10 protein-coding genes are annotated in these 17,954 nt (G+C 73.0%); 5 read left to right on the forward strand and 5 right to left on the reverse strand.

The features are described from left to right. Positions 1 to 63: 63 nt before the first annotated feature. Both ABZ490_RS39170 and ABZ490_RS39175 read left to right on the forward strand, forming a co-directional pair. Positions 64 to 1,554 carry an FAD-dependent monooxygenase gene (locus tag ABZ490_RS39170; protein WP_359001781.1) on the forward strand — a complete coding sequence of 497 codons (1,491 nt, stop codon included), beginning with the start codon at positions 64 to 66 and terminating at the stop codon, positions 1,552 to 1,554. Between the two features lie 278 nt (positions 1,555 to 1,832). Beyond that, entirely contained in the window at positions 1,833 to 4,976 is a 3,144-nt protein-coding gene (locus ABZ490_RS39175) for a tetratricopeptide repeat protein (RefSeq protein ID WP_359001784.1), read from the forward strand. Positions 4,977 to 5,056: 80 nt separating this feature from the next. Here the strand turns inward: ABZ490_RS39175 and pepN are convergent, their stop codons facing one another. Then, the gene (gene pepN, locus ABZ490_RS39180; RefSeq protein WP_359001787.1) at positions 5,057 to 7,624 is read right to left on the reverse strand and encodes an aminopeptidase N; all 2,568 of its coding nucleotides are present in this window, start codon (positions 7,622 to 7,624) and stop codon (positions 5,057 to 5,059) included. A gap of 185 nt (positions 7,625 to 7,809) precedes the next feature. Between pepN and ABZ490_RS39185 the strand changes: the two genes are divergently transcribed. Continuing rightward, positions 7,810 to 9,051 carry an MFS transporter gene (locus tag ABZ490_RS39185; protein ID WP_359001789.1) on the forward strand — a complete coding sequence of 414 codons (1,242 nt, stop codon included), beginning with the start codon at positions 7,810 to 7,812 and terminating at the stop codon, positions 9,049 to 9,051. A gap of 414 nt (positions 9,052 to 9,465) precedes the next feature. Here ABZ490_RS39185 and ABZ490_RS39190 read toward each other — a convergent pair whose 3' ends face one another. From ABZ490_RS39190 to ABZ490_RS39200, 3 genes are all read right to left on the reverse strand, one after another. Next, positions 9,466 to 11,352 (reverse strand): DEAD/DEAH box helicase, encoded by a 1,887-nt coding sequence (locus ABZ490_RS39190; protein ID WP_359001791.1) that lies wholly within the window; start codon positions 11,350 to 11,352, stop codon positions 9,466 to 9,468. Positions 11,353 to 11,440: 88 nt separating this feature from the next. Continuing rightward, the gene (locus ABZ490_RS39195; RefSeq protein ID WP_020943502.1) at positions 11,441 to 11,644 is read right to left on the reverse strand and encodes a cold-shock protein; all 204 of its coding nucleotides are present in this window, start codon (positions 11,642 to 11,644) and stop codon (positions 11,441 to 11,443) included. A 219-nt stretch (positions 11,645 to 11,863) separates the two neighbouring features. Continuing rightward, positions 11,864 to 12,880, reverse strand: a complete 1,017-nt coding sequence (locus ABZ490_RS39200; protein ID WP_359001793.1) for an aspartate-semialdehyde dehydrogenase — start codon at positions 12,878 to 12,880, stop codon at positions 11,864 to 11,866. A gap of 276 nt (positions 12,881 to 13,156) precedes the next feature. Here ABZ490_RS39200 and ABZ490_RS39205 point away from each other — a divergent pair, with 276 nt between their 5' ends. Both ABZ490_RS39205 and ABZ490_RS39210 read left to right on the forward strand, forming a co-directional pair. After that, positions 13,157 to 13,690, forward strand: a complete 534-nt coding sequence (locus ABZ490_RS39205) for a sigma-70 family RNA polymerase sigma factor (protein WP_359001795.1) — start codon at positions 13,157 to 13,159, stop codon at positions 13,688 to 13,690. A 1-nt stretch (position 13,691) separates the two neighbouring features. Beyond that, positions 13,692 to 14,444, forward strand: a complete 753-nt coding sequence (locus tag ABZ490_RS39210) for a hypothetical protein (protein ID WP_359001797.1) — start codon at positions 13,692 to 13,694, stop codon at positions 14,442 to 14,444. A gap of 52 nt (positions 14,445 to 14,496) precedes the next feature. Here the strand turns inward: ABZ490_RS39210 and ABZ490_RS39215 are convergent, their stop codons facing one another. Then, entirely contained in the window at positions 14,497 to 17,814 is a 3,318-nt protein-coding gene (locus ABZ490_RS39215) for a S8 family serine peptidase (RefSeq protein ID WP_359001799.1), read from the reverse strand. Between the last annotated feature and the right edge of the window lie 140 nt (positions 17,815 to 17,954).

Consider the following 17,954-nt stretch of genomic DNA (forward strand, 5'->3'; position numbering starts at 1 on the left):
CTTGCCAACAAGCGTTGACCAACACATGTTGACCAACGAGCGTTGGCATCCCAGGAGGTCGAGATGACCGGCACCACCGACACCATCGGCACCACTGGTACTACCGGCCCCACCGACCCCACCGGCCACGTGATCGTCGTCGGCTCCGGACCCACCGGTCTCCTGCTCGCCGGTGACCTCGCCGCCGCCGGCGTCCCCGTCACCCTGCTCGAAAAGCGCCCCCAAAAGATCAGCAACCTCTCCCGCGCGTTCGTCCTGCACGCCCGCACCCTCGAACAGCTCGACGCCCGCGGGCTCGCCGACGAGGTCGAGCAGGCCGGCCGCCCCCTCGACCGCCTCCGGCTCTTCGGCCGGCTCACCATCGCCCTCGACACCCTCCCCTCCCGCTTCAACCACCTCCTCGTCATCCCGCAGTACGAGGTGGAGAAGGCCCTGCTGCGGCGGGCGACGGAGGCCGGGGTCGTGTTCCGGTACGAGACCGAGGTGACCGGCCTCGCGCAGGACGCGGACGGGGTCACCGTCACCGTCCGCACGCCCGCCGGGGACACCGGGGAGCTGCGCGCCGCGTACGCGGTGGGCACCGACGGCATGCGCAGCGCCGTACGGAACGCCCTGGGACTGGACTTCCCCGGCCGCTCCGTCATCCGCTCCGTCGTCCTCGCGGACGTCCGGCTCGCGCAGGAGCCCGAGTCGCTGCTCACCGTCGACACCGTCGGCGACGCCTTCGCCTTCCTCGCCCCCTTCGGTGACGGCTACTACCGGGTGATCGGCTGGAACCGCGCCCGTGACGTCCCCGACAGCGAGCCCCTCGACCTGGAGGAGGTCAAGGAGATCACCCGCCGTGCCCTCGGCCGGGACTTCGGGATGTACGACGCCCGCTGGATGTCCCGCTTCCACAGCGACGAGCGGCAGGCGCCCGCCTACCGCGTCGGCCGGGTCTTCCTGGCCGGCGACGCCGCCCATGTGCACACCCCGGCCGGCGGCCAGGGCATGAACACCGGACTCCAGGACGCGGCCAACCTGGGCTGGAAGCTCGCCCAGGTGCTGCACGGCCGCAGCGGCCCGGACCTGCTCGACACCTACCAGGCCGAACGTCACCCCGTCGGCAAGTCCGTGCTCCGCAGCAGCGGGGGGATCGTCCGGCTGGCGATGGCCAAGCGCCCTTGGACCCTCGCCCTGCGCGGCGGCCTCACGACCGTCCTGAACACCGTCGCCCCCGCCCGCCGCCGCGCGGTCGGCCGGATCACCGGCATCGGCTACCGCTACCCCGCCCCGCGCGGCTCCCACCGCCTCACCGGAACCCGCGTCCCCGACGTGGCGCTGGCCGGCGGCGGCCGCCTCCACGAGGCCCTGCGCGGCGGCCGGTTCGTCCTGATCACCCCGGCCGGCACCGCCGAGCGCACTTCCGCCCGCGAGGACCGGCTCTCGGTCGGGCACTGGGTGAGCGACCGCCGTACGACCCTCCTCGTGCGCCCCGACGGATACGTGGCCTGGGCGTCCGACGCCGCCGACGCGCCCGCGGTCGAGGCCGCGCTGGCCACCCACGTCGGCTGAGAGCGGCAGAGCAGCAGAGCGGCAGCAGAGCAGCAGCGTGCCGTCCCCCGTACGGCACGCTGCTGCTCGTGGGGCCGGGGAGGGCCGGCCGTTTCTCCAGTGCGGTGGTGCGGTGGTGCCGGAGACACCATGGCGGGGGGAGGTGGCAGAGAAGCTTGCGGGAACCTTGCTTCGCAGGTGGCCCGGTGGTTGGGTGACGCCCGGTGGGGAACGCGCGATGGGGGTCGCGCCATGGGGAATCGCGCGGTGGGCGCAGGGCGGGGCAGGGGGGAGACGGCGTGACGGGATTTCGGCTGCTGGGGCCCGTGGAGTTATGGGTGTCGGACCGGCCGGTGGACCTGGGCCCCGCCAAACGGCGCACGCTCCTCGCGGCGCTGCTCGTGGACGCGGGCCGCTGGGTGTCCGCCGAGACACTGATCGACCGGGTCTGGGGCGAGGATCCGCCCGCCCAGGTACGGGCCACGCTCTACGCCCATGTCGCCCGGATCCGCCGGGTCCTCGCGGAGACGCTTCCGCACCTCGGCGACGGTGCGGACGGGAAGGCGCCCGCGCAGCCGCCCCTGGTGCGCGGCTCGGGGGGCTACCGGCTCGACGTCCCGCGGGACCTGGTCGACGCGCACCGGTTCCGCGGTCTGGTCGCGACGGCCCGGCAGAGCGGTGGTTCCCCCGCGGCGCGGGTGACGGTGCTGCGGGAGGCGATGGGACTGTGGCGGGGCGAGCCGCTCGCCGGACTGCCCGGTGACTGGGCGGCGCGGACCCGGGAGAGCTGGTCGCAGCAGCGGATCTACGCCGTCCTGGACTGGGCGGACGCCGAACTGAGCGTCGGCGGGCACCTCGTGGTGGTCGACGCGCTGTCCGCCCTGGTCGCCGAACACCCGCTGGTCGAGCCGCTCGCCGTGGCGCTGATGCGGGCGCTGCACGCCGCCGGGCGCGCCCCGGAGGCGCTCGCCTGCTACATCGCCCTGAGCAAGCGGCTGGCCGAGGAACTCGGCACCGCCCCCGGGGCCGAGGCACGGCAGGCACACCGGACGATCCTCGGCGGGAAGGCCGCCGGACCGGGAACCCACCACACACCGCCCGCCCCAGGCACCACCACCGCCACCCCCGCCTCCACCACCGCCACCCCCGCTTCCGGCACCGCCACCCCCGCCTCCGGACAGCGGCCCAGGAGCATCCCCGCGCAACTCCCCATGGAGGCAGCGGGGTTCACCGGCCGGGACGAGGAACTGGCCCGGCTCGACAAGATCCTGGTCGCGGCGACGGACCGGCCGTCCGCCGTGGTGGTCTCGGCGGTGTCCGGGACGGCGGGCGTGGGCAAGACGGCGCTGGCGGTGCACTGGGCGCACCGGATCCGGGACCGCTTCCCGGACGGCCAGCTCTATGTGAACCTGCGCGGCTACGACCCCGAGCGGCCCGTGACCGCCGCCGACGCACTGGTCCGGTTCCTCGCCGCGCTCGGGGTCCCGGCCCAGGACGTCCCGCTGGAGCCGGACGACCGGGCGGCGCGCTACCGCAGCGAGGTCGCCGACCGGCGGATGCTGATCGTCCTGGACAACGCCGCCACCGTCGAGCAGGTCCGCCCCCTGCTGCCCGGCACCGGCACCTGCGCCGTCGTGGTGACCAGCCGGGACAGCCTGGCCGGACTGGTCGCCCGGGAGGGCGCCCACCGCCTCGACCTCGATCTGCTGCCCGCCGACGCCGCCCGCGCCCTGCTGCGCCGGCTCGTCGGCCCCCGCGCCGAGGCCGAACCCGAGGCCGTCGACGCGCTCGCCGCACAGTGCGCCCGGCTGCCGCTGGCGCTGCGGGTCGCCGCGGAACTCGCCGCGGCCCGCCCGGCCACAGCGCTCGCCGACCTGGTCTGCGAACTCACCGACCAGCAGCGGCGACTGGACCTGCTCGACGCGGACGGCGACCCCCGGGCAGCCGTCACCGCGGTGTTCTCCTGGTCGCTGCGGCAGCTGGCGCCGGACGCGGCACGCGCCTTCCGGCTGCTCGGCCTGCACCCCGGCCCCGACCTCGACGTCCATGCCGCCGCCGCGCTGACCGGCAGCGACCCGGCGGACGCCCGCCGGATCCTCGACGTCCTGGCCCGCGCCCATCTGGTCCAGCGCGTGGACGGCACCCGCTACGGCATGCACGACCTGCTGCGCGCCTACGCCACCCGGCTCGCCACGGCCGAGGACGCCCCGGAGGCCCGCGAGGCGGCCCTCGACCGGCTGTTCGACCACTACCTCGCCACCGCGGCCGCGGCCATGACCTGCCTGCACCCGGCCGAGGCCCATCTGCGGCCCCCGGCCCCCGAGGCCGCCACCCCCGACCTGTCCGATCCCGACGCCGCGCGCGCCTGGCTGACCGCCGAGCGGGCGTGTCTGACGGCGATGTCCGCCCACACCGCCACCCACGGCCGGCCCACCCACGCCATCCGGCTCTCCCTCACCCTGTACCGGCACCTCATCACCGGCCGGCACACCGACGGCCTCACCATCCACGGGCACGCCCGGGACGCCGCCCGGCTGACCGGCGATCCGGCGAGCGAGGCCCGCGCGCTGCTCGGCATCGGCACCGCGCACTGGCAACTGGCCCGGCACGAACCGGCGCGGCGCTACCTCCAGGAGGCGCTGACGCTGTTCCGGCAGGCCGACGACCCGCCCGGCGAGGCCCGCGCCCTCGTCAACCTCGGTCTCGTCGACGAGCGCCTGGGCCGCTTCCGGTCGGCCGTCGGCCTCCTCGAACAGGCCCTGGTGTTGTACCGGAACGCCGGGGACCGCTCGGGCGAGGCGGTCGTGCTGAAGGACCTCGCCACCGTCGAGGGCCAGCTGGGCCGCTACGGAGAGGCCGCCGACCGGCTCCAGCAGGCGCTGGCCCTGCTCCGCGCGGTCGGCAACCGGTATCTCGAGGCCCACGCGCTCAACGACCTCGGCACGGTCGAGGCGCGGCTCGACCGGCTCGACTCGGCGGCCCGCCACCAGGAACAGGCCCTGATCCTGCTCCGGGAGACCGGCGACCGGTACGGCGAGGCCGGAGCGCTGCACAGCCTCGGTGTCGTCCACACCCGGCTCGACCGGCCGGCACAGGCCGCCGAGTGCCACCGGCAGGCGCTCGCCCTCTACCGGCAGAACGGCGACCGGGACGGCGAGGCCAGGGCGCTGAACGGCCTGGGCGAGGCCGCCCGGGCCGCAGGCCGCCCCCTGGACGCCCTCACCCACCACACCGACGCCCTCGCCATCGCGGAGGACATCGGCAACCCCGGCCAGCAGGCCCGCGCCCACAGCGGTCTGGGGGACGCCCACCACGCCCTCGGCGACACCCCCGTGGCCGTCATCTGCTACGAACGGGCCCTGACCCTCTACACCGACCTGGGCATGCCCGAGTCGGCGGACCTCCGCACGACCCTGGCCGCCCTCACCGGCACGCAGGCATAGAGAAGGGGCGCCCGGTACGGCACCGGGCGCCCCCATCGACGTACGAACGACTGCCGTGCGAACGACTGCCGTGCGAACGACTACCGCGCGTCCGCCGCCTGGGCCTTCAGCGCGCGCTCCACGCCCGCGCGGGCCTCGGAGACGAGACGGCGCAGGGCCGCGTTGGGCTCGGCGGCGGACAGCCAGGCGTCCGTCCGGGCCAGGGTCTCCTGGGAGACCTGGATCGCCGGGTAGAGGCCGATCGCGATCTGCTGGGCGATCTCGTGCGAACGGGACTCCCAGATGCCCTTGACCACCTCGAAGTACTTCTCGGTGTACGGCGCGAGCAGCTCGCGCTGGTCGGTCTGGACGAACCCGCCGATGACGGCCTCCTGGACCGCGTTGGGCAGCTTGTCGGACTCCACGACCTGCGCCCAGGCCTCCGCCTTGGCCTCCGGCGTCGGACGGGCGGCCCGGGCGGTCGCCGCGTGCCGCTCACCGGCGGCGGTCTTGTCGCGCTCGTACTCGCCGGCGATCTCCGCCTCGTCGAACCGGCCCACGGCCGCGAGGCGCTCCACGAACGCCCAGCGCAGCTCGGTGTCGACGGCCAGGCCCTCGATCGTCTGCGAACCGTCCAGCAGGGCCTCCAGCAGGTCCAGCTGCTCCGGCGTACGGGCGGTGGCGGCGAAGGCACGGGCCCAGGCCAGCTGGTGGTCGCTGCCCGCGGCGGACGTCCGCAGATGGGCCAGGGTGGCGTCGGTCCAGCGGGTGAGCAGGGCCTCGCGGGTGGCCGGGGCGCCGTACAGGTCGATGGCGAGCTTGACCTGACGGTGCAGCGACTGCACCACGCCGATGTCGGACTCCTTGCCGATGCCGGACAGCACCAGGGACAGGTAGTCGTGGGTGGGCAGTTCGGCGTCCCGGGTCATGTCCCAGGCCGAGGCCCAGCACAGGGCGCGGGGCAGGGAGGACTCGAAGTCGCCGAGGTGCTCGGTGACGAAGGCGAGGGACTGCTCGTCGAGACGGACCTTGGCGTACGACAGGTCGTCGTCGTTGAGCAGGACGACCGCCGGACGGCGCGTGCCGACGAGCCGCGGTACGGCGGTCAGCTCGCCGTCGACATCCAGCTCGACGCGCTCGCCGCGCACCAGCTTGCCGCTCGCCTCGTCGAGGTCGTACAGACCGACGGCGATGCGGTGCGGCCGCAGGGTGGGCTCGCCCTTGGCGCCCGCCGGGAGCGCCGGGGCCTCCTGGCGGATCGCGAACGAGGTGATGACACCGTCCGCGTCCGTCTCGATCTCGGGGCGCAGGACGTTGATGCCGGCCGTCTCCAGCCACGCCTTCGACCAGGCCTTCAGATCGCGGCCGGAGGTCTCCTCCAGCGCGCCGAGCAGGTCGGACAGGCGCGTGTTGCCGAAGGCGTGCGCCTTGAAGTACGCCTGGACGCCCTGGAAGAACTCGTCCATGCCGACGTAGGCGACGAGCTGCTTCAGCACGGACGCGCCCTTGGCGTACGTGATGCCGTCGAAGTTGACCAGGACGTCGTCGAGGTCACGGATCTCGGCCATGATCGGGTGGGTGGACGGCAGCTGGTCCTGCCGGTACGCCCAGGTCTTCATGGAGTTGGCGAAGGTGGTCCAGGAGTGCGGCCACCGGGACTGCGGGGAGTACGCCTGGCAGGCGATGGAGGTGTAGGTGGCGAACGACTCGTTCAGCCACAGGTCGTTCCACCACTCCATGGTGACCAGGTCGCCGAACCACATGTGGGCCAGCTCGTGCAGGATGGTCTCGGCGCGCAGCTCGTACGCCGCGTCGGTCACCTTGGACCGGAAGACGTACTGGTCGCGGATGGTGACCGCGCCCGCGTTCTCCATCGCGCCCGCGTTGAACTCCGGCACGAACAACTGGTCGTACTTCTTGAACGGGTACGCGTAGTCGAACTTCTCCTGGAACCAGTCGAAGCCCTGCCGCGTCACCTCGAAGATCGCGTCCGAGTCGAGGTACTCGGCGAGGGAGGGCCGGCAGTAGATGCCGAGCGGGACGGACTGCCCGTCCTTCTCGTACACGCTGTGCACGGAGTGGTACGGCCCCACGATCAGCGCGGTGATGTAGCTGGAGATCCGGGGCGTCGGCTCGAAGGCCCAGACGTCGTCCTTGGGCTCGGGCGTCGGGGAGTTGGAGATGACGGTCCAGCCCGTCGGCGCCTTCACGGTGAACCGGAAGGTGGCCTTCAGGTCCGGCTGCTCGAAGGAGGCGAACACCCGGCGGGCGTCCGGCACCTCGAACTGCGTGTACAGGTAGGCCTGCTCGTCGACCGGGTCGACGAACCGGTGCAGGCCCTCGCCGGTGTTCGTGTAGGCGCAGTCGGCGACGACCCGCAGGACGTTGCGGCCCTCCAGCAGACCCGGCAGCGCGATCCGGGAGTCCTGGAAGACCTCCGTCGCGTCCAGCGGATCGCCGTTGAGCGTGACCTCGTGGACGGCCGGGGCGACCAGGTCGATGAAGGACTCCGCACCGCCTTCGGCGACGTCGAAGCGCACCGTGGTCACGGACCGGTAGGTGCCGCCCTCCTGCGCGCCGGAGAGATCCAGATCGATCTCGTACGAGTCAACGGTGAGCAGCTTCGCCCGCTGCTGCGCCTCTTCGCGAGTCAGGTTTGTGCCAGGCACGCGGTCATCTCCTCGTTATGGGTGGGTTGCGCCATCCTTCCACGGGTCGGGTGCCCGGGGCGACGACGTTACGGGTGGTCCGGCGGGCGCGTTGGAGGGGCGACCGGCGCCTTCCCGGGGTGACGGTCCGTCCGCTCCCCGGGACGGGGATGGGAAGCGGACGCGAGGCGCTGAATGGTGGAAGCATGTCCTCCACTCCCCCCACCCCCGTCTCCTCGGACAACACCTCCGACACCTCCGACACCTCCGACACCTCCGAAACCACCTCCGTCACATCCTCCGCCCCCGCCCGCCCCTGGGCCGCCGTCCTCTCCCTGGCCGGGGCGACCTTCTGCGTCGTCACCACCGAGATGCTGCCCGTCGGTCTGCTCACCGCGCTCGGGGACGGGCTGCGCGTCTCCGCCGGGACCGCCGGGCTCGCGCTGACCCTGCCCGGGCTGGTCGCCGCCGTCACCGCGCCACTGCTGCCGGTCGCCGTGCGGCGGGCCGACCGGCGGCGGGTGCTGTGCGCGCTGCTGCTCCTGCTCGCGGCGGCCGATCTGCTGTCCGCGCTCGCCCCCGGCATCGTCGTGCTGCTGGCCGCCCGTGCCCTGGTCGGGGTCTGTATCGGCGGGGTGTGGGCGGTCGCCGCCGGGCTCGCCGTACGGCTCGTTCCGGCGGCCTCGGTCGCGCGGGCCACCTCGGTCGTCTTCAGCGGGATCGCGGTCGCGTCCGTGCTGGGGGTGCCGGCCGGGACCTTCCTGGGCGAGGCCGCGGGCTGGCGCTGGGCGTTCGTCGCACCGGCGGGCCTGGCGGTCGCCGTGGCGGCCGCCCTGGCCGCGGCCCTCCCCCCGCTCCCTGCCGAACGGCCGGTGAGTCTGCGCGAGTTGGGTGCGCTTGCGGCCTCCCCGCGCCTGCGCCGCGGCCTGCTCGCGATCGGCCTGCTGGTCACCGGTCACTTCGCCGCGTACACCTATGTCCGCCCCGTCCTCGAACGCGTCCCCGGGCTGGGCCCGGGCCAGATCGGCCCGCTCCTCCTCGGATACGGCCTCGTCGGCGTCGTCGGGACCTTCGTCGCCGGTGCCCTCGCGGCCCGCGACCCGCGCCGCACGTTCTGTTCCCTGACGGTGGCCCTGGCCTCGGTGATGGCCCTCCTGGTCCCGGCGCAGGGCTCGCCGCCCGCGTCGGCCGGACTCCTCCTCGTCTGGGGCTTCCTGTACGGCGGGGTGTCCGTGTCCGCCCAGACGTGGCTGTCGGCCGCGGTGCCCCGCTCTGCCCGTGAGGCGGCGTCCGCACTGGTCGCGGGCCTGTTCAACACGGCGATCGCACTGGGCGCCTTCACGGGAGGCCGCCTGTCCGACACCCTGGGCCCCACGGCCCCCCTCCTCCTGGCCGCCACCCTCTCCCTGACAGCCCTGCCCACCCACCCACCCGACTCGGCCGGATGAAGGGGAACCCAAGGGGTCGAAGGGGGGCACGGCTACGGAGAACGAACGACACGGCCCCGGAAGCCCGACCGACAGACCGGCCCTGCCGCCCCCCGGGTCTCCCCGAGCAACGTGCACCGCCGTCACGGGATGCCGAGCCGAGGTCCGACGTGCACCGCCGTCACGGGGCGCCGAGATCTGACCTGCGCTACCCCTGAGGGCGCAGGCGGCCGACGGGGCACAGGGCCCGAGACACAGCGGCAGCGGTTCCCACCGCCGGTCGGCTGCACGCGCATGCGTCAGCGCATCCCGGCACCGGGCAGCCGCTGCCCCTCGAGCTTCGAGCGCTGCCCCTCAGGCTTCAAGCGCTGCCCCTCGGACGCGTGCCGCCGCCAGGCCGTGTCCGCGGAGTCCCGCCTGCCCCGCGGACGAGACCTAGGCGCTGCGGCGCGTGGTCCCGCGGTCGCCGCCGCGGCCCCCGGTCCCCGCCGAGCTGCCCGTGGCTCCCGTGCCGCGGTTGCCCGTCCGGCGGCCGGAGCCGCGGGCCCCGGTTCCCGTCGTGGGGCCGCCGGATCCGCGTCCGGCGGATGCGGACGTGGCCCCGCCGGAGCCGCGGCCGGACTTGGCGGCGGTGGTGGCGGATGTGCCGGAGCCGGTTCGGCGGCCAGCGCCGCGGCCGCCCGTTCCGGTGGTGGTGCCCGAGGCCCCGCCGGAGCCGCGCGCGGCGTTGCCGCCCGCCTCGTCCGTGCCCCTGCGGGCGGTGCCGCGTCCGCTCGCCTCGGCGGTGGCCCGGCGGGCGGTGCCGCGGCCGCCCGCTTCGGCCGTGCCCCGGCGGGCGGTGACCCGGCCGCTCGTCTCGGTCGTGGCGCTCGTCTGAGCGGTCCGTGCCGGGCGGCGGGTGGAACCGCGTGCCGCGGTCGGGGCGGCGCCTTCGGCTCCGCCCGCGGCGCCCCGGCGGCGCCTCGTGCCGGTGCCGGTCCCGGTTCCCGCGCGGCGGCGGGTCGCGGGCGGTTCGGCCGGCTGGGGGAGTTCGATCGTGACCGCGACGCCGGACGGTTCGCGGGCGCCCGTGAGGGTGGCCAGCTCCGTGTCGCCCGACGTGATGCGGGCCGTCCGGGGGCGGATGCCCGCGTCGGACATGAGCCGGGTCACGTCCCGCTTCTGGTCCGGCAGGACCAGGGTGACCACGCTGCCGGAGCCGCCGGCCCGGGCCGTACGGCCGCCCCGGTGCAGATAGTCCTTGTGGTCGGTCGGCGGATCGACGTTGACGACGAGGTCGAGGTCGTCGATGTGTATGCCCCGGGCCGCGACGTTCGTCGCCACCAGCGCGGTGACCTGACCGTTCTTGAACTGCTCCAGCGTGCGGTTGCGCTGCGGCTGGGAGCGGCCCCCGTGCAGGGCCGCCGCGCGGACGCCGACGGACAGCAGCCGCTTGGCGAGCCGGTCGGCGGACCGCTTGGTGTCGAGGAAGAGGATCACCCGGCCGTCACGGGCCGCGATACGCGTGGTGACGGCTTTCTTGTCGGTCTCGTCCTGGAGGTGCAGGACGTGATGCTCCATCGTCGTCACCGCGCCCGCGGACGGGTCCACCGAGTGCACCACGGGATCGGTCAGGAACTGCTGCACCAGCCGGTCGATGTTGGCGTCCAGGGTCGCCGAGAACAGCAGCCGCTGGCCGTCGGGCCGCACCTGCCGGATCAGCTTGGTGATCTGCGGCAGGAAGCCCATGTCGGTCATCTGGTCAGCCTCGTCCAGCACCGTGATCCGCACCTGGTCGAGGACGCAGTCCCCGCGCTCCACGAGATCGTTGAGCCGGCCGGGGCTCGCCACGACCACCTCGGTGCCGCGCCGCAGCGCGTCGGCCTGCTTGGTGATCGACAGCCCGCCGACCACGGTGGCCAGCCGCAGGTTCACCGCCGTGGCGTACGGCGTCAGCGCGTCCGTCACCTGGAGGGCGAGTTCCCGCGTGGGCACCAGCACCAGGGCGAGCGGCGCCTTCGGCTCCGCCCGCAGTCCGGCCGTACGGGCCAGCAGCGCCAGCCCGAACGCGAGGGTCTTGCCCGAGCCGGTGCGTCCCCGTCCCAGCAGGTCACGGCCGGCGAGCGAGTTGGGCAGGGTGGCGGCCTGGATCGGGAAGGGCGCGGTCACGCCCTGCGCGGTGAGCGTTTTCAGCAGCCCCGAGGGCATGTCCAGGGCCGCGAAGTCCTCGACGGCCGGAAGGGCCGGCGTCGTGCTCTCCGGCAGCCGGAATTCCCTCGGCGACGAGGTGGACGGGGGAGGTGACGAAGGACGCCGGTTCGTTGTCCGGGGTCTGCGGGACATGCGGGGGTCTGCCTTCCTGGAAACAGCACAAACCGGGGTCCGCACCATGACGGTGCGGACCCCGGTGAGCGGAATACGCGTCCGGCGATCAGGCGGGGACGATGTTCTCCGCCTGCGGGCCCTTCTGGCCCTGCGTGACGTCGAAGGAGACCCGCTGGCCCTCCTGCAGCTCACGGAAGCCCTGGGTCGCGATGTTCGAGTAGTGGGCGAAGACGTCGGGGCCGCCGCCGTCCTGGGCGATGAAGCCGAAGCCCTTTTCGGAGTTGAACCACTTCACGGTGCCCTGTGCCATTGTTTTCTCCTTCAGTAGGCATTCTGTAAGCAGAGGCCCCATCCGGAGATGCCGGTAAAACAACTAATGCGCCTGAAGGAAAACATTCCCAGCAGGCGCACATAGGTTCATGGGTACCACAACTGCAACACCACGACCGTAGCACAGCTCGTGGGTCACATGCCGGAAATCGCGAGCCCCGACGTGGCGCGCTCGTCCACGTCAGGGCCGTCGCAGGGACTAGCCCTGCAGCTCCGCCGCCACCAGTTCCGCGATCTGGACCGCGTTCAGCGCGGCGCCCTTGCGGAGGTTGTCGTTGGAGACGAAGAAGGCGAGGCCGTGGTCCGCCGTCTCGTCGGCGCGGATGCGGCCCACGTACGACGCGTCCTTGCCGGCCGCCTGGAGGGGCGTCGGGATGTCGGTGAGGACGACGCCCTCGGCGGAGGCCAGCAGCTCGGTGGCGCGCTCCACGGACAGCGGACGCGCGAAGCGGGCGTTGACCTGGAGGGAGTGGCCGGAGAAGACCGGGACGCGGACGCAGGTGCCGGCGACCTTGAGCTCCGGGATCTCCAGGATCTTGCGGGACTCGTTGCGGAGCTTCTGCTCCTCGTCGGTCTCGTTCAGACCGTCGTCGACGATCGAGCCGGCGAGCGGGACGACGTTGAAGGCGATCGGGCGCCGGTAGACCTGCGGCTCGGGGTAGTCGACCGCCTCGCCGTCGTGCGTGAGCTTGTCCGCCTCGGCGACGACCTTCTGCGCCTGGCCGTGCAGCTCCGCCACGCCCGCGACGCCCGAGCCGGACACCGCCTGGTAGGTGGCGACGACCAGCGCCTCCAGACCGGCCTCCTGGTGCAGCGGCTTCAGGACCGGCATCGCGGCCATCGTCGTGCAGTTCGGGTTGGCGATGATGCCCTTGGGTCGGTCGGCGATCGCGTGCGGGTTCACCTCGGACACGACCAGCGGGACCTCGGGGTCCTTGCGCCACGCCGACGAGTTGTCGATCACGACCGCGCCCTGCGCGGCGACCTTCTCCGCCAGCGCCTTCGAGGTCGCGCCGCCCGCCGAGAACAGGACGATGTCCAGGCCGCTGTAGTCGGCCGTCGCCGCGTCCTCCACCGTGACGCCGTCCAGCTCGGTGCCCGCCGAGCGGGCCGAGGCGAACAGGCGCAGCTCCGTGACCGGGAAGTTCCGCTCCTTGAGGATCCTGCGCATGACCGTGCCGACCTGACCGGTGGCTCCGACGATTCCGACCCTCACGGCGACTCCTGACTCTCACACTTGACCGGGGCTTTTCCATCATGCGGCCGACCCCGGTCCACCTGTCCAATTCTTTGCGCTGCATGCCCGAGGACTGGGACGCCCCGACCTGATCAACGGTTGCGGAACTTCCGTCGCACCCCTGTTGATCTGGAGATATTCGCCCTACGGTCACGTCGTGCCGCAAGCCGTACGGCCCCGTGCAGGGATGTGACGTACGCCTCCGAACGTTCGCGCCCGCTGCGGCGTCGTAGGAGAAACGCGGCGAGGGGAGGGGTGTCTGTGCTGCGCAGAATCGCCCGTCGCGTCCAGGGGGCCGACCAAGGTGATCCTCTGGACGTGGCGCAGGAGCGCCGGGTGCGGGCGGTGCTCGCGCTGGGCGGGGTGCCGCAGGCGGACCTGCCGGACGGGGTACAGCAGGTACGTCTGCGGCTGCTGGAGCGGGCCGCCAAGGGGCAGGAGGCGCCGCGGGACGTCTCCGCGTGGGCGGCGGTCGTCGCCTCCAACCTCGCCATGGACTGGCACCGCGCCCGGCGCCGCCAGGAACGCCTCGGCGAGCGGCTGGCCTCACTGCGCCAGCACGAGCACCCCTCGGGCGAGGACACCAGCGTGCTCTCCCTCGCCGTCGCCCAGGGCCTGGACGATCTGCCCGACGCCCAGCGCCAGGTCGTCGTCCTGCGTTTCTTCGCCGATCTGCCGGTCGCCTCGATCGCCCGGGAGCTCGGCGTCCCGGAGGGCACGGTCAAGAGCCGCCTGCACACGGCGGTCCGGGCCCTGCGCGCCCGCCTGCACGAGGACGAGGTGGTGTGACATGCCCGGACAGCCGCACGACATCCCGGACGGGTACGACGGCATGGACGCCCTGATGGCCGCGATCACCGGCGACCCCCTCCCCGACGAGGCCCGCTCCGACCCCGCCCGGCTGGCCGCGCACCGCTCCGCGACGGCCGATGTGGCGGTGCTGAGGGAGCAGCTCGGTCTTATCGCGGCGGCCCTCACGGAGCCCGTCGAGGAGCCCGCGCCACGGGCGGTCGTACGGCCCCTGCCGCGGCCCCCGTCCCGGCTGCGCCCCTTCGCCCTGCGGGCCGTGGGGGCCGCCGCTGCCGCTGCCCTGGTGTTCGGGGCCGGGTGGGTGGTGGTGGAGCAGATCGGCTCGGGGGCGGCGGGGGTCCGGTCGAGCTCGGACAGCGGGGCGAAGGCCGCCGCCTCGGGTCCCGGGGAGGAGGCCGGCGGCATGCTGGGCGACCCCGGCTACCTCGCCTGTGTCCGGCTGGTCGTCGAGGGCGAGGTGACGGCCGTACAGCCGGTGGCCGGCTCGGACGACGAGCGGATCACCCTGCGGGTGACCCACTCGTACAAGCCGCAGGAGGGGCCGAGGGAGGTCCGGTTCGTGCTGGGACGGGACATGGATCCGTTGGTGGCGCGGGGCGACCGGGTACTGGTCGCGCTGCCGAAGGGCTCGTCCTCGCCGGACGTGTGGGTGGTCGGCGAGCGGGACATCGCGCCCGAGCGCCGGTCCCTCACCGGCGCCCTGCCGCAGTCTTCGGGAACGGCCTGCGAATGACGAAGGGGCGGGTGTCCCCCCGGACACCCGCCCCTCGGTCCTCATGCGGGCGTTACGGGACGACCTTCTCGATCGCCACGTTGCCCAGACCCGTGACGGTGCCCCGGGCGTTCACCAGCTGCACCTGGCCGAAGATCGTCCGGCCCTCCGGCGCCGCGGCCGCGGCGGTGACGGCGGCGGAGACCTGCGCCGAGGCGCCCGTGGCCAGCTTCACCGGCGCGGACTCGTCGAGGGCGAGGGTGCCGAGCGTGGACGAGTAGAAGACGTCGAGGTAGTCGTAGGCCGTCGTGCCGGCCGGCACCGCGTAGCCCGACACCACGACGGTGTAGGTGCCGGCGGCGGGCGACGGGAGGGAGACCGCCTCCTCCGAGTCGCCGTCGGCGGAGATGCCGACCTGCTTGCCGCTGGCGTCCAGGACCACGAGGTCGAGGTCGGCGGAGGCGTCGGAGACGTTGCCGATCTTCACGTCGAGGGACTTGGCGCCCGCGGGGACGTCGACCGTGGTGGTCTGGTCCTCGCCCTGCGCGATGCTCGGACGGGTCGTCTTCGAGGAGCCGAGCGGGCCGCCCACCAGGTGGCCGTCGACGGCGGCGTAGTTGTTCGTCACCTTCCAGGAGGCGGCGGCGGGCTCGCCGACCTTCGCCTCGGGCACGGTCACGGTCGCCGGGTCGAACGCGGCGGCGTAGACGGTGACGTCCAGCTTGTACGGGTTGTCGAGCAGCGGCGAGGTGCGGCGCGACTCGACCTCGATCTCCCAGACACCCGGCTGGGGGTCGGCGTAGGAGCGGGCGTCCGGCTTGCAGCCGTTGCCGTCGAGGTAGTTGTTGTAGCAGTAGGGCGTGCCGTTGTCCTCGACCGAGACACCGTAGGGGTGGATGGAGAGGAACCGGGTCTGGCTCTTGTCCTTCAGCCCGCCGATCGCGACCTCCAGCGACTTCGTGCCCTCGGGCACGGTCAGGAAGTAGTGCTGCGAGCTGTTGCGCTGCACGGTGTTCGCGGCGTGGAAGGCGTACTTCAGCGGGGTGGAGACGACGACCGTGTTGAGGATCTGCTTGTCGACGCCCTCCGTCCTCGGGTCGTCGACCTCGAGGATCGCGCTCTTGATCCCGGCGGACCTCGGGGCGGCCTGGATCTTCACGGTGACCGGCTTGTTCAGCTCCAGCTTCACCGAGTCGGAGCCGAGGATCCGGAAGGTGCCGCCCGCGTTGTTCGCCAGGCTCAGCTCGTGCCGGACCGCCTTGTCGGCACCCGTCGTGCGGGTGACGGTGACCTCGTAGGTCTTCTTCTGACCGGCCTTCAGGCCGCCCTCGCGGTCGTAGACGCCGGTGCCGAAGCCGGGCGTCTTCAGCGCCTGGTCGAGCGCGGTGTCGACCGGGGCCTTGACCGTGTAGTCGTGGGCGGTGGCGCCCTTCCTGATGGCCTTCCAGGCGTCCACGATGTCGATGCGGCCCGCGCCTTCCTCGTAGGCCTGCACACCCTTGATGTGGCCGGCCGTCGAGGTGAGCGCCGTGCGCAGGTCCGCCGGGCTGAGGGCGATGCCCTTCTGCTTGGCGGCGGAGATCAGCAGCGCCGAGGCGCCCGCGGCCTGGGGGGAGGCCATCGAGGTGCCCTGGAGCATGGAGTAGCCGGCGGGCAGGGTGTAGCCCGACTCGGCGACCGGGCCGCCGGGCAGCCAGGTCTGGGTGGTGTTGATGGCGGCGCCGGGCGCGACGAGGGTCGGCGTGAAGCCGCCGTCCTCACGCGGGCCGCGCGAGGAGAACGGCAGCAGCGCGTACTTCTTGGTCACCTGCGAGCCGTAGTTGGCGGCCCAGGTCTCCTTGGAGATGGCCGCGCCGACCGAGATCACCTTGTCGGCCAGACCGGGGTCGCCGATGGTGTTGGCGCCCGGGCCCTCGTTGCCCGCGGAGATCACGAGCTGGACGCCGTAGGTGTCGATGAGGCGCGTGTACAGCTCGGCGCGCGCGTTGTTGCCGTCGTTGAGGCCCGGCAGACCGCCGATCGACATGTTGACGATGTCGACGCCGCGGTTGACGACCAGGTCGATCATGCCCTCGGTGAGCGCGGTGTTGGTGCAGCCGCCGGTCCAGGTGCAGGCCCGGGAGGAGACGATCTTCGCGCCGGGCGCGGCGCCGTTCATCCGGCCGCCGAACAGGCTGTTCGCGGCGGTGATGCCGGCGACGTGGGTGCCGTGCTCGGACTCGATGATGCCGATGTTGACGTAGTCGGCCTTGTCCCCGGCGGCGTTGTAGACGACGTCCTTGCGGGTCTCGACGACGAACGGGATGCGCTCGGCGACCTCGGTCGCCGGGTTGTCCGTGCCGAAGTAGCCGACCTGGTAGCCGTCCTTGTACGGCTTCATCGGCGCGTCGTCGGTGAAGTCGAGGTTGTCGTTCGCGTCCACGCGGACGGTCCCGGTGGCCGCGTCGTACAGCACACCGAAGGCGTCGGTGGTGTCGCCGTCCCGGTTGACGTCGCCCTTCTCGTCGCCGCCGGCGGTGATGGACTCGTAGAAGTAGCTGAACTTGTACGAGCCGGCCGGGGCCTTGAAGGTCTCGGGCACGCCCGTGCTCGCCGGGGTCGCGGAGAACTGCGGGCCGCTGACCGAGGTGACCATCCGGCGCCAGGTGGCGTCGCTGTCGGAGACCGGGTCGGTGGCCGTCACCCAGTCGGTGATCTTGCGTTCGCCGGTGGTGGTCTTCTGCAGCGCGGGGTGCGCGAGGTCCACACCGGAGTCGAGGATGCCGATGGTGACACCGCGGCCGTCCGCCTTCGGGTTCTTCTTCACGAAGTCGACGGCGCCCGTCTCGAAGGACGGGTTGTACGGGTTCTCGGCGGGGGTCTTCTTGTCCGGCGCGGCGTAAGTCCGCGACTTGGAAGAGGACTTGGCGCCCTCGGCGGTGTCCGCGCTCGGCGTCGGGTCGTCCAGCGCGATGTCCTGGCGCAGGTCGATGGCGTGCACGGAGGACAGCTTCGCGGCGGCGGCGATCGCGGCGTCCGCCTTCGCGGTGGGGACGGTGGCGCGGACGTAGCCGACCTTGTCGAAGGTCCGGCCGACGATCCCGCCGTTCACCGCGTCCAGCTGCTCGGCGACCTGCTCGGTCTTCCCCGGCGCGGTCGCGACCATCATCGTGACGGTCTTGTCGCCCTCGGCCTTGGCCTCGGCGAGCAGTCCGGCGTCGTCGGAGCCGAGCTTGTCGTGGGCGGACTTCACGCCCGGGTCGGCGGCTGCCGGGGCGTGGCCCGCGTCGGCGGCGAACGCCAGGGGTATCGGTCCGGCCGCGGACAGCGCGGCCACCAGGCCGACGGCGGCGGCGATGCGGGCCGCGCGTCTGGTGCCGGATATCGGTTCGCGCTGGGGGGTGAAAGTCATCGGCATCCCTTGTTGGTAAAGGAACGGTCGACCGGGCTGGTCATACCTGATCGAGAACGTCCGGGACATGGTCCCGGACGAGCGGAAAGCTTTACGCAACAGACGGTTGTTTGGGGAGTGTTGACCGAAACGATATGGAT

This window comes from Streptomyces sp. NPDC005811 (assembly GCF_040630405.1).
GTDB lineage: Bacteria > Actinomycetota > Actinomycetes > Streptomycetales > Streptomycetaceae > Streptomyces.